Here is a 16,461-nt window from a genome sequence, read left to right as displayed (position 1 = left end):
ATGTCTTGCCGCGAGCGGGAGAAAATGATTGTTATTGATTTTATAACAGTGATGAATCTTTCTGGCTATTTTTCCTAACAATCTTACTCTCTACACTCTCCCTCATTCAAACGTAAGGGAGAGTCTGCTATGAAAAATAACCGTATCTGTCAGATCCTGGGTATCGAAAAGCCCGTTATTCAGGGACCGTTATCCTGGCTTACTGATGCCCGTTTAGTGGCCGCGGTCAGCAATGCCGGAGGACTCGGCGTGCTGGGTCCCAACGCAGGGTTAACCGCCGATACCGCGGTCTCCACGCCGGAAGCAACCGCCGAAAAAATGCGGGAAGAAATTCGTAAAACCAAACGGCTGACCGAAAAACCCTTCGGCGTTAACCTGATCCCCACCGCCGTTAATGACGTCTGGACCGGGCCAATTCTTAAGGTGGTAAAAGAGGAAGGCGTCAGGGCCGTGGTGTATACGGGCTACGGGGAAGGCAGCATTATTCCCGCGCTGTTCAATGAGTTAAAAGAGGCGGGTATTGCCATTATCTACCGCGACATCAATCCCACGCCGGAAAACACCCTTCTGGCTGAAGAGATGGGGGCAGACATCATCGTCGCCACCGGTTTTGACGAGGGTGGGACGTTACCCGCGACGGCGCTGGGGACCTTTTCCATCGTGCCGCTGATTGCCGATGCCGTGAAGCACGTACCGGTGATGGCCGCGGGCGGTATTACCGATAATCGCACCGCCAGAGCGGCGCATGCATTGGGGGCGGAAGGCGTGTTTGCCGGTTCGGTGTTTATCAGTACCGAAGAAAGCCGCGTGCCGCAGGGGGTCAAAGAGAAAATTGTTGCCGCCAACGGCCTGGACCTGCTGCTTTTCCGTACCATCCCCCACTACTATCGTTCTCTTCCCGGCAAGCTGGCGGAAAAACTGGCGGCGATGGATAAAGCGGGCGCAAGCAACGAAGCGCTGGGCAAGGCGATGGGCGGATTACGGGGCCTGCGCCTGGGCATGCTAGAAAATAACACCGATGAAGGCTATATCGCGCTCGGCACGGGGATCGGGAATATCCGCAGCGTGAAAAGCGTGGCCGAGGTTGTCGATGCGTTAACGGTTGAGTAAGCCCTTAACCCTGATGCTATGGGCGCTGCACAGGAGCAGCGTCCGCAAACCGTCTGCTGTTCTTTTTCACACATTGAGGATTGCGCGTTCTTTAATGACAGCGTCAGGATTGGCACGTTTTACCGCTGCCAGAAAAGCTGTGAAGTTATGATTCCAGAGGGTAAGATTGTTATAAAACTGCACCTGCTTTTCATTTGCACCATCACGGTAAATAACAATCCAGACCCGTCTGCTGTTTATCTCGGTATTCCCCGGCCCGATTTTAATGATATTAGCCAGCGCAATTTTACGGGTGGCGTTGTTTTTAACTTCATATAAAAACTGGTCATCATAAAACCAGGTTTTACCTGCATTCCCGCCAAATATTGAGGGATTGGCAGATATCTTTTTCATCCCGTTACGGTCTGAAATGATGCGTTTTGCCTGGTGAATGCGTCTGACCAAAAAGCTTAACAGAATGAGAAGCGCAATGAGGGGCAGAGCGACTGATATCATTTTTAGACTTTCGTGCATATCCCTGCCCCACAATACATTCATTTTAACGCGTGAGTATAACGCGCCGATCGTTGATGACAACAACCCTTACGGTCAGGGAATAATCCGCGCGGCTCTCAACTGCGCGAACAGGTGGAAAAACATCTCATCCGTCGCCTGCATTTGCGTAAAGCCCGCCCTGCGCAGCTTGCTCCCGTCACCAAACATGTCGTAGTTCCAGCTAAAGACAAAATCGGCAAACCGCCCGTCGCTCAGTTGCAGAATATCCGCTTCCACCAGCCGCTCTCCGGCAAGCTCGCGCCATACGCCGCGATAGTCCGTAAACAGCTGATGAAATGACAACCTCACCGGCGGTGCAGAGTCCAGGTCAAACCAGCGTGCGATGCGCGGCCAGAGCTCGCTCCAGCGCCAGATATCGCCATTATTCACGTTGAACGCCTGATTCTGTGCCGCAGGTGACGCGGCGGCCCACAGAGTGGCGTCGGCCAGCAGCCCGGCGTCTGTATGGTCAACGATACTGTGCCAGGTCTGTTCCGAACCGGGAAAACGCAACGGTAAACCCAGCGCCTTACACAGGGAGGCGTACAGGGCAATGCTCAGCGCAAGGTTCATGGCATTGCCCGGTACCGCACTCCCTACCACGCCCGGCCTGATGGCATTCCAGTGCCAGCGCTTTCCCCGCTGAAACTGGCTGAGCCACGCAAGCTGCGCGGCGTTAAATTCGGCACCCGGTACGCCGGGATCGCTTTCGCGCGCCGGGGTTTTAAACGGCCCCAGATGCGCGCCGTAGACCTTGTACCCCTGCATCAGGCTTACCGTCTGCAAAGGTGCCGTTTTTTCGAGGATGCTGACCAGATTACGCAGCATGGTGACGTTCGGCTCAACCATGTCTTCCCAGTTCGCCGCGTTCGCCCAGGCGCTGTAAAAGAGATGGGTGGCACCGTCCAGGGAGCGCAGCGCCCGGGCGCTGTCCTTTTCATCCAGTAAATCGATCTTGACCATCGGAATGCCGTCAGGATGCGACCCGGCATGGCGGCTAAGGCCGATCACCTGCCACTGATGGTGCAGGAGCGTGTTGACCATCTGTCTGCCGACAATGCCGCTGGCGCCCGCGACCAGGGCGACGTTGTGTTGCTGCCTGTTATTCATGGTATTTCTCCGGAAAGGGTGACAGACGCAGTGTGATATATTATTTTTTCTGGAGATATCCCATGAAACCGATGGCACTTATAAGCAAAATCATTAAATGAATAATAAGCTCAATGCCATTTCTACCTTTCTGCGCGTCGCTGAAGCGGGCTCGTTTTCAGCGGCTGCCCGTCAGACCGGTATTAAGCAGTCCGCCGTCAGTCAACAGATCGCGGCGCTTGAGGAATCGCTGGGTGTGGTACTGCTGCACCGTACGACGCGTACGATGAAGCTGACCGAACAAGGGGAACGCTACCGGCGTGATATGCAGCTCGTGCTGGACGCCATGGGGGAAGCGGAGAGGCGTTTACATCCTGTCGATCATAGCGTTCAGGGACGCGTCCATGTCCAGTTGCCGAGCGGCCTGGGGCAGATCATTTTGCCGCATCTGCTGGCGCTGCAGCGTCTGCATCCCGAGCTGCAGCTGATGCTTTCCCTGGATGACCGCCTTGCCGATCTGGTGGCGGAGGGCGTGGATGTCGCGATACGGCTGAGCAGCGAGCCTCCGCAGGCGCACGCGGCTCGCGTGCTGGGACGGATTGAAGCTGCACTGTTTGCCGCTCCCGGTTTTCAGGCGGTACACGCGGTCAGCGAACTGGCGACGCTGCCACACGTACGGTTCAGCGGCATTCCGCTGGATGCCCCCCTGCGCCTGATTTCTGACGAGGAAACGGTCGAGGTCAACGTGAATACCGTTTTCCGTGCCAACACCAGCGACGCGCTGCTGCAGGCGCTGGAATCCGGCATGGGTATCGGCGGCATGCAGCGACCGCTCGTGGCCAGGGCTCTGCAGGCGGGCACGCTGGTACCAGTGCTGCCCGACTGGCGGTTACCCGATCGCTTCCTCTATGCCGTTTATCCTGATGCCCGCTTTATTCCGCAGCGCGTCAGAAAGGTCGTCAGCGTGATTGAGCAATTACTGCCTGAGATCGCGACCCACAACGCCACAAAATAACCGCCTTTTACCTCGCCACCGGTAAATCCGCGTACCGCGTCGTATAGGCCGGTGACAACATCTCTCGCTTCATGGCCCACGGTTTCTCAATCCCCTGCCCGGCGAACCATATCTTCCCTTTGCCGGAGTGATTGACGCTGTCGATCATCTCCATCAGCGCCGCGCTGTTGGCGCGCAGGCGATTGTCGTCAAACAGATTAAGCTGAGCGACACCGCTGCTGAAAAAGTCCGCCAGCATGACACCGGCCTTCATATAGCGATACCCGTCGAGCCATATCCGCCCCAGCGCCTCCGTGGCGGCACGGATGATATCCCGCGAGTCATTGGTGGGCGTCATCAGGGTGACCGAAGCCTGATTACCGTAATAAATTTCGTTGTCTGCATGCGGGCTGGTGCGCACAAACACGCTGATAAAACGACAGTATTGATGCTCGCCGCGCAGTTTCTCTGCGGCGCGTTCCGCGTAGGCGCAAATCGCCTGGTGCATCTCTTCATATTGCGTAATGCGATGACCAAACGAACGGCTACAGATGATTTGCTGCTTCGTGGGGGTGTACTCTTCCAGGTCAAGACAGGGCTCGCCGCGAAGCTCGCGCGCCGTACGCTCCAGCACCACGTTAAAATGTTTGCGAATGACCCACGAGGAGGCCTCCGCCAGCTCCAGCGCCGTGGTAATCCCCATCGCATTCAGTTTTTTCGTGATGCGCCGCCCTACGCCCCATACCTCCTCTACCGGAACCTTTGCCAGCAGTTTACGCTGCCGCTCGCGGCCCGACAGATCGACCACGCCGCCGGTACTGACCCAGCGTTTCGCCGCATAGTTGGCCAGCTTCGCCAGCGTTTTTGTCGGGGCAATGCCGACGCCAACGGTTAAGCCCGTATTTTTAAAGACCTGCGTGCGCATCTGGTGTCCGAACGCTTCCAGTGCAAGGCAGTTACCGATCCCTGAAACGTTCACGAACGCCTCGTCAATTTAATGGATAAGTGTTCAATCATGGGCATCAATTAACTTGAATAATATTAGTCACTTACCTTCACTCCATAATGTCCATATAAAGTTTGATTTTGAAGCCAATTTGGCTCGAAAATGTCCATGAACTTATATATTTCAAGACTCATAAGTTATGGTCTCTCCGCAGCTTTTAGCCAATCAGCTATGCCCTTAACCCCCATTGAGAGAAGGATATCTTGTAGCGCTACAACGCGCTGCAACATCGCACCATCATCAGACTCCTCCCGCTCTTCTGCTTCTCCAAAAAGGCGTGTCATCAACTGATTGAGACTATTATTTCGGTCATACATGTATTGCTTACTATGACGCATATAGTTCAAATAAATTTCGGTTGCAACTAAGGCTTGCTCTGGATCAGATTGTGATACCGAATTCAACCACTCATGGAAATCTAAAGGGCGTGACTTTCTATTTGGATCACTACAATCATTTTCATAGATCGTAAAAATCCTCCTAACAATTTCTATCGGAACGGAGATCGGGTGGCTCTTGTCGTGAAAAATACGCACTGATTGCTTAGCGATTTTAAATAAATCTATACCATTAGCATTTAAAGCCGAACCAATGCCAATAAAACACTGTTCTCTGTGCCCTCTAATATTTTCAAAGTTTGTCCAAACAGCTACTGCACCATACCATGCATCAGTATTTTCCAACACACTCAAATCGTTTATTAATTCATCCAATGATATGTACTGGGAAAGAGATGCCAACGCAGAAATACGCCCCCATACCTCCATATCGTTGCCATCCCAATTTCTATGAAGGCGGTCTAGTATGGGCTTAACTATATTAAACTGCTTATGATAACCATAATAAAGACAACGTTCCGCTGATTTCCAAAGTCCACCAGGATTTTTCATAGCTATATGGAATAAATCCCAACCAAATTCTATATCCTTACTTTGTAAAACTGGTAGTCGACGCAGGAGGATTGCACGAATTGCTGGATGCTTATCACTGGCGAACCAGCGTAATACAGGTTCCAACAACGTAGGATATTCACATTCATTTCTGTTGAAATTATCAGCGAGGATCATCAGTGCTTCGACAATAGCACCTTTTGCCATATTTAGCCCTAAATCAATTAAACTTATAGAGTCACCCTTAATTGGGTCCTCTTCATCAAGTTCCGCAAAGCCTACAGCAAGGAAAATTAACCTATCTGCTGTTTGTTGGTCATGTATGATATTAGAGCAGGCTTCGAGGGCTTTAGCCATGATCCGTCGCTGTTTCCATTGCATCGAATGCTTTTCCAACTCATCTAGTATCTGACTTACTAATAGTCGATTGTCAGAATTTTCTATCGGCTTCCAACCCTCATTAGGTATTAGGTTGCCACAGCGGTGAGCCAGATATGTGGTGGCACCTCTCATAATATCATCACGAAAACTATCAGGTATTGAAGTCCAATGATTAGACATAAAACTTAAGAACCTAGAGGGTTGGCGAGAGCAGGCTTCTTGCAATTGTCTCCCCACTTCCTGCTGACCACCAACTAGAAACTCAATGCTGTCCCATTCTGAATGACCATTATAGTGTGTCAGAAGTTTCAACACGCCGTCATCACTAAGGTTAAAAAATTCCTCAAACGAAAATGGTGCTCTAACAATACTAGCTTGCAAATGGGCATGAGGTTGACAGAACAATATACCGGATTTTTTCTCATAACAATCCACCACAGCCTGAGCATCAGGCGAGCGTAGGTAACAAGGGATTGATATAATTAACTCTGCTTTTGCTTTCAATGTCCAGATATCCACCTCGCCATCCGCGTCTTCCTCCCGTAAAGTTAAGATATTTTTCATTACTGCATCTTGTTCTGTGAAAGAAAGTAATCTGAAGGCTGATTGTATTAACGCACCTAGCTCATATGAAAGTTCAAACTCAAGTATGTTTCGGTTGCATAACATACGACTTATCAGTGAGACATTGTATCCCGGAGACGTAGTGCATGCCAGAATAGCAAAATATAGCAACGCACCTTCTTGATTAAAGCAAAGACGCTCACTATTTCTTTGCCACCAATCAGTGTTTTGCTTAGCATTGAAGTGAACTCCTGCTTCAACTGCATCAAACAAAACATGTATGCTGTCAGCATGATGCTTATCTTGTAGGCTATTACTTTTCTCGTAGGAAGTATCCCCCAGGAAGCCGTAACGATAGCCTATACGGGTTTCGCCATATTTCGATGCCCTACATTGACTCCAGTGTTCTATTGAATTTATAGCTAAATCCAGTAACGCGCTGGATTGCACCATTCTTTTACGTAAAAACTTCTCATTTTGATTGCCAAATTCATAGGGGCGGCAACGTAATATGTTATCAGCTCTATATTCCAGAACATTCTCATCTGTAACCCCATTTGTTATATACTGCCAAATTAATATATCAGCATCCGTGTAAACGTCGCTACATTTAGCAACGATCTCACCAAGTACACTATACTCTCGCAATGGCATAGCAAGCAGTTTCTTTAGTAATGGAATAATCTGTATTAAATATTTTGAATTAATACCTTGTAGCAGCATCGCAAGCTGATCTGCAAATTCATCCTTGCCAAACCAATCCAGCGACAAGACATCCATCCAGAATGATAACACTCCAGAAATATCATCATTAGCCCATTGAGCAATTCGGTGAACATGCGTACCTAAACCCTCGATATCTCGACTGGCTTTCAGGTTAGGGATTAGGAACCTATTCCAGAAATGATGCCATTCAATCGAGATGCTGGATATATATATTACCTGAAATACATCCCGGTGATTTTGCCGCAAATCATGTATTAATGGCCAGTCATCATTTAACGGTTTTTGTTCTGAAAAAGATTCAGCTGCCAGACGTTTGATATGGAATGCTGCCTTACCAGTCAATACCGCCCTGACTTGTTTTCTGAACTCACGACGCTCCCCCATCGCCAGCTGAGCAATAAAACTGCGTATACTGGGCCGTACAAACGGAACTGGAGGTAGATTACTTATAAATTCGTTAAGTGTGACACCATCCCGAATAGCCCGGCTTATGACAAGAATATCCAATAATGTTTGATGTCCAAAGGTCAGTCTTCCATCCTCAGTTTCTTGTAAGACATTAAGGCTGCAAAGTTTTCTTTGAATGTCTAAAGACGCAGGGAAACGCTGCTGAGGAATAGTCAGGCTTCGTAAGCGCAGCATCTCGGTTGCCAAAGCCTCAATCGCTTTAAGTGCTATATCTCCCAGTTCACTGTCGGAGAGCACCACAGTATTTATATAGCGTTGAGCCAGCGCCTGACTAGTTACCACGTTTGCACTATCACCTCGTAAGGCCAGTTCGACAAACAGCGCTAACTCGCGAGGATTACATATCAATTGACGCGTTACCACATCAATACCATCCGTAGTTATCCCTAATGTACCTAATAGCGGTGCAACTGAATCATCCCATTTTAATGGCTGAATCTTCAGTTCACATTCCCACTGTCTTTCGGCAATCCTTCTGTCATACTGCCTGTCGAAGTCGCGACAAGCAGTTACAACAGTGACATTAGGGATCAATAACAGTCGGTCAATCTGGGCTAGAAAATATTGAAGTACACGATGTTCACGGGCAATGGATAATACATCCAAGGAATCAACAACGACTATTACATGAGTGCTTTCCGCCAGCCTTGCAGCTTTCTCTACCCATTGCTGTGACAATCCTTGAGCCTGCCGCTCTTCTGTTGTCGCGAGATCAGCAAACTCCCGAGACTGGATAAAAAGAGACACAATATCAGAACAATTTTTTGCTCGTTCCTCTAAAATCTCCTGCAATTCGAGCATTACGCAGGTTTTTCCTGAACCAGGCAGTCCAGTAAGTAAGATGGAGCTTTTTCGAGCTTCAATTGCAGCGAGTATTTTGCTCAGTACTGGATTGGTAATATATTGACCAGCTATATCTCGACGCCAGGATCGGCCAATTACAGAGATACTAGAAAAAGACTGACGTACCTCTGCAAGATCCATCGGTGAAACTAATGTTGCTCCTGCATTCTGGATAAGAACCCGCAAGTCGTCTTTAGTCAAACGATGCTGGTTTGCGGTAGATAAGCTATTGCCATCCATACGCGCACCCAGTTGGTCTAATCTCACCCATATAGCTCGGAATGCAGTACCAGGATTGCTGACCAAATTTCGCAGACGTTCGTACAGCAGTTCTTTCATTCGCTCGAAGTCATCACTGGTCACAAAATGGGTTCGTCTTAGGAATTCGAACGTTGAAAGAGAGGTAGCAGCTTTCGCGAGTTTATCTGACAAAGTTTCATCAAGTACTTTATGGGCTTTGCCTAAACTTAGTTGGTAGTTAATTTCGTCTGGTTGGGATAAGGAATGCTCTTTGAGTTTTGCAAGATCGCCAAAGTTGTTTCGCGAATAGAAGCGGACATTAACCATTGGATTATCAGCGAGTAATGAAATGGCTTTGTCCAGTTCTTCCCCCAGATCGGCTATTGACCATGCCTTGAAATCTGTTTGATTTTTTTTGCACTGACAGGCGATCACGGTACCATCAACTTTGCTAACAACGACATCATCCACAGAGTAACTTACCGAGTCCACTTCAAGCCATTCGAAGTCCGGATCGGATAAAACTGACAATGCCCAGTCAAACGCAACCAGTGTCTGATACCCATCGCCGCGATTTGAACGTATACCTGCAATACTCATAGATTATTTCCTTTTTGAGGATATTCCTGACCCCACTTCCAGATAGATTAACATCAGCAAATTTTTTGGACATGATAATCACCCATCTAAATCCACACCACTTATAGTTCCCCTTGATCTTTGCTATCGGCATACAATACTGTATATACATACAGCAAAAGACAACGGTGATCATAATGCATTTTTTCACACCTACAGAGGTACTCCAGATAGTGCCACTCCCTATGTTCAATGACCTTGCTCCCTGCGGCTTTCCAAGTCCTGCACAGGACTACGTTGAGCGCCGTATTGATTTGAATGAACTGATGATTCAACACCCCAGCGCGACCTATTTCGTTAAATCCAGCGGTGATTCCATGATTGATGCCGGAATCGGCGAAGGTGATTTGCTGGTAGTAGATAGCTCCCGCAAGGCTGAACATGGCAGTATCGTCATTGCAGCTGTCGATGGTGAATTCACGGTTAAGCGTCTGCACTTGCATCCTTTTGTCATGCTCAAACCTGAAAACTCTGCGTATAAGCCTATTATGATAGGCAGTGAAGGTAGTCTAGAAGTGTTCGGCGTTGTGACCTATATCGTGAAAGCTGCGAGTTGAGTATGTTTGCACTGTGTGATGTGAACTCATTCTATGCATCCTGCGAAACCGCTTTTCGTCCGGACCTGAAGGGCCGGCCTGTTGTGGTTTTGTCAAATAACGATGGTTGCGTCATCTCCCGTTCAGCAGAAGCAAAACCCTTCGTGAAGATGGGTGAACCGTATTTCAAACAAAAGGATCTGTTCAGGCATCATGGTGTGGTGTGCTTTAGTAGCAACTATGAACTTTACGCTGATATGTCCAACAGGGTGATGACTACGCTTGAAGAGATTTCCCCTCGCAGCGAAATATATTCAATTGATGAGATCTTTTGTGACCTTACAGGCGTGCGTAACTGTCGCGACCTTCTCGAGTTTGGACGAGAAATGAGAGCTACTGTTCTGCAACGCACCCACCTAACTATAGGGGTAGGGATCGCTCCGACAAAAACTCTGGCAAAGCTGGCGAATCATGCGGCGAAACGATGGCAAGAACAGACGGGGGGTGTGGTTGATTTATCGAATGTAGATCGCCAGAGAAAATTGATGGCTGCTCTACCGGTAGACGAGGTTTGGGGGGTAGGACGACGCATAACGAAGAAACTTGACACTATGGGGATCAAGACAGTCTTGCAACTTGCAGAAACCGACATACGATTCATCAGAAAACACTTCAATGTCGTTCTGGAAAGGACGGTCCGTGAATTGCGGGGTGAGCCCTGTCTTGAGCTGGAGGAGTTCGCACCGGTAAAGCAAGAAATAGTCTGTTCTCGTTCGTTCGGCGAACGCATCACCGAATACGAGGAGATACGTCAGGCTATCTGTAGCTATGCAGCCCGTGCTGCAGAGAAACTTCGTCTGGAACATCAACACTGCCGATTTATCTCGGCATTTGTGAAAACGTCTCCCTTCGCGGTTAACGAGCCCTATTACGGGAATAGTGCCTCGATGAAGCTTCTCACACCAACTCAGGACAGCAGAGATATCATAGCTGCTGCGACGCGCTGTTTAGATGCAATATGGAAAAGTGGATGTCGATACCAGAAAGCCGGAGTGATGCTGGGAGATTTTTATAGCCAAGGTGTCGCACAACTCAATCTGTTTGACGAAAATGCACCAAGGAAAAATACCCAAAAGTTAATGGATGTATTAGATCATCTGAATGCTGAAGAAGGCCGTGGAACACTTTACTTTGCGGGACAAGGTATTCAGCAACAATGGCAAATGAAACGGAAAATGCTCTCACCTCGATACACGACACGGTTTGCTGAGCTACTCACCGTTAAGTAATATCAAAAATTGTTAATTAGAAAAGAGGAAGATAGCTGTATAGCAGCCTTACGGTATTAGCTTATCCTTTCTTCTAGGAAAGACGCCAAGAACCGTCCAAATTATCTCACGTTTCTCATCATCAGGACAGCATCAGCGGCGATAGCAAGTACTGCAATCACCTTATCATTCGGTCCAATCAGTGTATCGGAAGATACAATTCTGCCTTTATCTCCATGATGGAATCAACCATTCCAGGCGATGCCATTTTAAACGTTTTGACCTGCTCCCCGTTGATTAACACACCCCGATGTTAGTAATGTCTTCATAAGCCACATGAGGACATACCCATGAAGAAGCGTTTTTCCGACGAACAGATCATCAGTATTCTTCGCGAAGCGGAAGCCGGGGTTTCTGCCCGTGAGCTCTGCCGTAAGCACGCCATTTCCGATGCCACTTTCTACACCTGGCGCAAGAAGTTTGGTGGCATGGAAGTTCCTGAGGTGAAGCGGCTTAAATCTCTTGAAGAGGAGAACGCCCGCCTCAAGAAGCTGCTTGCCGAAGCCATGCTGGATAAGGAGGCGCTTCAGGTGGCTCTGGGGCGAAAGTACTGACGACAGACCACAAGCGGGAAGCCGTTAAGTTTATGTGTGATGTGACCGGTCTGTCGCAACGTCGTGCCTGCAGGCTTACTGCTTTGTCTCTGTCGACCTGCCGCTACGAGGCTCAGCGTCCGGCGGCTGATGCGCATTTATCAGGGCGCATCACTGAGCTGGCACTGGAGCGCAGGCGTTTTGGCTACCGCCGTATCTGGCAGCTGCTGCGTCGGGAGGGCCTTCACGTCAATCACAAGCGAGTATACCGTATTTACCACCTTAATGGACTGAGCGTAAAACGCAGACGACGCCGTAAAGGGCTGGCAACTGAACGGTTTCCGCTTCTGCGCCCGGATGCGCCGAACCTGACATGGTCGATGGATTTCGTTATGGACGCACTGACCAACGGTCGGAGAATCAAGTGCCTGACCTGTGTGGATGATTTCACGAAGGAGTGTCTGACGCTCACCGCTGCTTTCGGTATCTCAGGCGTTCAGGTCACGCGTATTCTGGACAGCATCGCGCTGTTTAGGGGCTATCCGGCGACAATAAGAACCGATCAGGGCCCGGAATTTACCTGCCGCGCGCTCGATCAATGGGCCTTTGAGCATGGTGTGGAACTACGGCTTATCCAGCCAGGTAAGCCAACGCAGAACGGATTTATTGAGAGTTTTAACGGACGCTTTCGCGATGAGTATCTGAATGAACACTGGTTCAGCGATATTCTTCATGCCCGGAAAACGATTAATGACTGGCGGCAGGATTATAACGAGTGCCGTCCCCATTCATCGCTGGATTACCAGACACCAGCTGAATTCGCAACGGACTGGCGAAACAGGAAATATGAAGAAAAACCAACCGACATTACTAACTGAAGGTTGTATCTAATCCTGGGGGCAGGTCACACTGGCACTATCATTGGCATAGTAGTTCAGCCAGTCCGATATAGTTCTGCATAATTTTTCAACGCAGAACTAAAGGTAGCTTGCCAGGCGTTAAGATAAATCATATTCGTATGTCCAATGAAATCCCGAGACCAGTCGCATAACCTCAGCAAAAGAATTGATGGAAAGCGGATGATGAGATTTAGAACGAGAACTACAAAACACAGCGACTCATCAGTCATGCTCACAGCCCAACAAAGCTAAAGTGGATCTGACAAAAAACTGTAGACGATAAAAAACCATGATAATGCACGTGTAATATATTAACATGTAACTAGTATCACATTATGAGGCTCACATGGACTTGATTGAAATTTTAAACTCGGCTTGGTTATTTTATACAACTCATACGAATGAGACAGTAGGCATTTTTACAAGTGGAGGAGCAATATTAACTGCACTTGTTCTTTTTTATACAGCAAAAGCCGCCAACGCTGCAAAAAATAGTACTAAAGTGGCTCAAAGTACCCTTGCACAGGCCACTAAAAACAGTCAAAAAGATGATTTCATCAAGCAATTCACTCTGTTACTAGATCAGCATAATAGTTACCACATTCAATTAAAGGATTATTTAGATACTAAAAAAGGTAAAATATTGTTACAGCAAATTATTGATGGAACAAATCACCTGCTTGCCTTTAACAGACTAAAAGGACATTCAATAATAAGCCCTTACATGCGAGTCCTATATCATTTATTACGTCATATAGATAAAGATTTTTATTCCAAAGGTGAAAATCTGAAAGAAAAGAAAAAATATTCTTCACTCGTTCGCTCACTCATCAGAAATGATATAATGCTACTAATTGCAGTTAATGCAAGTTATACTTATGAGAATGGTGAAGTAAATGATTTTGGCGCATATCAATTATTACTTAAAAAATTTTCTTTTTTTGAGCATGCTCTGTTTTTCAATATAAGATATGACAATGCAATCAGCAGCAAAGACGTAATAGATAACGATTTTAGTATAGCGAAGGATAGAATAAGAGACTCGTGGATTTCTTACTTGAGCAAGCTAAACTCGTCTTTTATACTGGACGAGCACTCAGTCGTTTTCCCAAAGATACCGTTCATCGTCTCATGCATTTTTAAGAACCCTATGCATGCCATCACTAAAAGCATGCTAAATACAGTAGTGATTGAATTGCGCTATATTATAGCGCAAAACTCAGATGTCAGATACAAGAACAACCCTCTTGATTATTTTTTTGGCCGTTTTATAGGTGCTAGCGTAACAAGTTATCACTGGAGATTTTCAAGTGAAAATGAAAAGAAAATAAAAGCACAAGAAATAGAAAAAAGCAAAAAACTAAACCGCTATGATATTTTAAAATTAATTAACAAGGTCAACAATGGTGAAATCACAAGAAACAGCGGTCTCAAATTTATAACCCTGCATAAAGAAGGTTATCCAAAGTTAGATGCGGATGTAGGCTATCTTATTGATTGTGTATCTGATTTCAATGGGTATCTAAAAACCATTTCATATTTAAATGACGAATGGAGACTAAAATATATTAAAGAATGCCACTTGTATTTCTTTAACGTTAGAAAAAACATCATCCAGCAAATAATAACCCCTCAAAACAAAATGATAGATTCATCCCATTAAAATCCTCATACGCCATAATGTACTACACAACTAATACATGAACTAGTTGTGTAGTTTCAATCCTTATGTGTTGATTGCATTAGAAGCTATTATATTACTTTTTTATTAATAACTCAGTTATACTGTGCGCAGAATTTCGTTTAGGCAAGAAGTTATGTACGCTTCATAAAATATTTAGGTTGCGGAAAGACAAAGGTAGGATCGACAGTTCATGCATGTTCAGGAGTGATAAACGGCTAGCTGCTGTTTTTATGCAGAGGTACTGGAAGTCTTCGAATTCTTAATCGATTCTTATGAAGAAAGCAGTTATGGCAGTATTCACAAAAAATATAAGTGTATAACGCAGCCCTGCGCTTTATGCAAATCTCCGTCTCTTCCACCCGAACACATTCCGCTAACTTTAAAAGGTCTTGAGGATGCCTTAGATATAAGCCTTACAGCTCTGCTAGGTGCACCTCAGCAGAGAAAATAACGAGCAATTCTGAATTAAAGCTTCCTGAGGCCTCGAAGCATCCAATATTTTCTTCATTTCATCGACGTAGAAGATGATATTTGAGGTTATCTTTCACCCTAAGTGAACATATTTGCCTGCGTATCAATTTTTTCGTTTGTAACCATATGACAAAAAGGCTTATCACCAGCTTCTACTAAAAGATCAGATTTTTACATTCTCAGTGAACAACGATTAACTTGCCATTATTGTCACTTATAAGTGATTAAAATCAAGAACTGTAATTTAAAAGAGTCAAGATATGCATACAAAAATGAAATAATGCTATTTAATGGCATTAAACACTAAGGTGTTTTTCGATTAGTCACCCTACGCACGTGGTCAAGTGCATAAGAGGTATGTGTTTAAGCAAATGGTTACATCTGCAGATGTTACTGGGGTAAAAACCGGTATAAAAAACATAGATAAGGACAACTTTTAAAAAATTCCGTTATGATTTCCTACTTTGACTCGCTAGATTTGCCTCTATATATACTGACCTCTGTTACGCCACTAGCCAGAAAACTTCAGTCATGATTAACTTGTCAGGGTCTTATGCGGGAAGTTCCATACTTGGAAGCACACTTCCTTAATCATTTTAAGAGAGTTCTTGCATCGCATTTTTTCGTATACGAAAATTTTTTTGATGAGGCACGAATCAGTGTCCATAGAATGAATGTCTTTGTTGAGACGCCCACACTAAGTAACTTACTCTTATCGATCGAGTAAATTTCTATGGCCGGAGCGAGATCGGTCAGCGTCTGCATCACCCGACTGCTGAGGTCGGCATACAGCGCATAGTTTGAACTGAAGACGTAAACCCGTTCCGGAAACCGTTTTTCTTTGAATTTAAAATAGGGCTCACCCATTTTTATGCCGAACTGCTTTGCCTCCCGCGACAGTGAAATAATGCAGCCGTCGTTGTTGGACACCACCACGATGGGCTTCCCCTCCAGATCGGGGCGGAATACCTTCTCGCAGGAGGCATAGAAGCTGTTCACATCAACCAGCGCGAACATGTTTATGCGTTTTAAGCGTGTGGGTGACGACGCCGAAGATCTGCAGCTCCTCTTCGGACTGAAAGGTAATCGGCTGATAGCGGGCATTATGCGGCAGAAGTCTCAGAGCCGGGCGCGTCTGTAGCTCCTTCACCGTAAACTCACCGGCGACCGACGCCACAACGATGTCCCCATGTTCGGCATTTAACGAACGATCGACCACCAGCAGATCGCCGTCGCCGATCCCCGCGCCAATCATGGAGTCTCCACTCACCTTGATAAAATAGGTCGCACTGGGATGTCTTACTGCCAGCCGGTTAAGATCGAGACGATCCTCCACATAATCCTGAGCCGGACTGGGGAAACCACAGGCTACACGCTCTGCAAACAACGGTAATTCAATAGATTGGTTTGGATGATAAGAAAAGAGAGTGTCCATAATGCCTTTCTCGCCAGATACTGTATATAAATACAGTATTACGGATTGTGGCCAAGGATCAAGGTCATTTCCGGAAGCGAACCCAAACGCG

Annotated in this window: 10 protein-coding genes and 2 pseudogenes; 6 read left to right on the top strand and 6 right to left on the bottom strand. The window is 46.8% G+C overall.

Annotated features, from left to right (window positions below; all coding sequences use genetic code 11):
* Positions 1-129 precede the first annotated feature (129 nt).
* A complete protein-coding gene (locus tag F3J31_RS10725; RefSeq protein WP_167212981.1) occupies positions 130-1,110 on the top strand; it encodes a nitronate monooxygenase in 981 nt (326 codons plus the stop codon).
* Between the two features lie 66 nt (positions 1,111-1,176).
* Here F3J31_RS10725 and F3J31_RS10720 read toward each other — a convergent pair whose 3' ends face one another.
* Together F3J31_RS10720 and F3J31_RS10715 are read right to left on the bottom strand one after the other, a co-directional pair.
* The gene (locus F3J31_RS10720; RefSeq protein ID WP_167212978.1) at positions 1,177-1,623 is read right to left on the bottom strand and encodes a hypothetical protein; all 447 of its coding nucleotides are present in this window, start codon (positions 1,621-1,623) and stop codon (positions 1,177-1,179) included.
* Positions 1,624-1,698: 75 nt separating this feature from the next.
* A complete protein-coding gene (locus tag F3J31_RS10715) occupies positions 1,699-2,754 on the bottom strand; it encodes an SDR family oxidoreductase (protein WP_046091846.1) in 1,056 nt (351 codons plus the stop codon).
* Positions 2,755-2,851: 97 nt separating this feature from the next.
* On the opposite strand from F3J31_RS10715, the gene F3J31_RS10710 reads away from it, so the two are divergent.
* Entirely contained in the window at positions 2,852-3,748 is an 897-nt protein-coding gene (locus tag F3J31_RS10710) for a LysR family transcriptional regulator (protein ID WP_163340726.1), read from the top strand.
* A 7-nt stretch (positions 3,749-3,755) separates the two neighbouring features.
* Here the strand turns inward: F3J31_RS10710 and umuC are convergent.
* A pseudogene (umuC, locus tag F3J31_RS10705) lies at positions 3,756-4,730 on the bottom strand (translesion error-prone DNA polymerase V subunit UmuC); the annotation flags it as partial.
* Positions 4,731-4,870: 140 nt separating this feature from the next.
* Complete coding sequence (locus F3J31_RS10700; RefSeq protein WP_167212975.1) at positions 4,871-9,445, bottom strand: AAA family ATPase; 4,575 nt, start codon at positions 9,443-9,445, stop codon at positions 4,871-4,873.
* A 176-nt stretch (positions 9,446-9,621) separates the two neighbouring features.
* Between F3J31_RS10700 and F3J31_RS10695 the strand changes: the two genes are divergently transcribed.
* From F3J31_RS10695 to F3J31_RS10680, 4 genes are all read left to right on the top strand, one after another.
* The gene (locus tag F3J31_RS10695; RefSeq protein ID WP_167212972.1) at positions 9,622-10,041 is read left to right on the top strand and encodes a translesion error-prone DNA polymerase V autoproteolytic subunit; all 420 of its coding nucleotides are present in this window, start codon (positions 9,622-9,624) and stop codon (positions 10,039-10,041) included.
* A 2-nt stretch (positions 10,042-10,043) separates the two neighbouring features.
* Positions 10,044-11,309, top strand: a complete 1,266-nt coding sequence (locus F3J31_RS10690) for a Y-family DNA polymerase (protein ID WP_167212969.1) — start codon at positions 10,044-10,046, stop codon at positions 11,307-11,309.
* Positions 11,310-11,638: 329 nt separating this feature from the next.
* A protein-coding gene (locus F3J31_RS10685) for an IS3 family transposase (RefSeq protein ID WP_167212967.1) occupies positions 11,639-12,759 on the top strand; the annotation gives its coding sequence in 2 pieces (ribosomal slippage) (positions 11,639-11,897 and positions 11,897-12,759; 1,122 coding nt in all).
* A gap of 367 nt (positions 12,760-13,126) precedes the next feature.
* Positions 13,127-14,443, top strand: coding sequence for a putative phage abortive infection protein (locus F3J31_RS10680; RefSeq protein WP_167212964.1), 1,317 nt, complete (start codon positions 13,127-13,129; stop codon positions 14,441-14,443).
* A 1,200-nt stretch (positions 14,444-15,643) separates the two neighbouring features.
* Here the strand turns inward: F3J31_RS10680 and F3J31_RS10675 are convergent.
* Together F3J31_RS10675 and umuD are read right to left on the bottom strand one after the other, a co-directional pair.
* Positions 15,644-15,952: pseudogene (locus F3J31_RS10675) on the bottom strand (DNA polymerase V subunit UmuC); the annotation flags it as partial.
* A complete protein-coding gene (gene umuD, locus F3J31_RS10670; protein WP_045910357.1) occupies positions 15,936-16,370 on the bottom strand; it encodes a translesion error-prone DNA polymerase V autoproteolytic subunit in 435 nt (144 codons plus the stop codon). The pseudogene F3J31_RS10675 and the gene umuD, both read right to left, overlap by 17 nt.
* Positions 16,371-16,461 lie beyond the last annotated feature (91 nt).

It is taken from the genome of Enterobacter sp. Acro-832, assembly GCF_011752745.1.
Taxonomy (GTDB): Bacteria; Pseudomonadota; Gammaproteobacteria; order Enterobacterales; family Enterobacteriaceae; genus Enterobacter; species Enterobacter quasiroggenkampii.
Note: the sequence above shows the minus strand (reverse complement) of the source record. Positions and strands in the feature narration are given on the sequence as shown.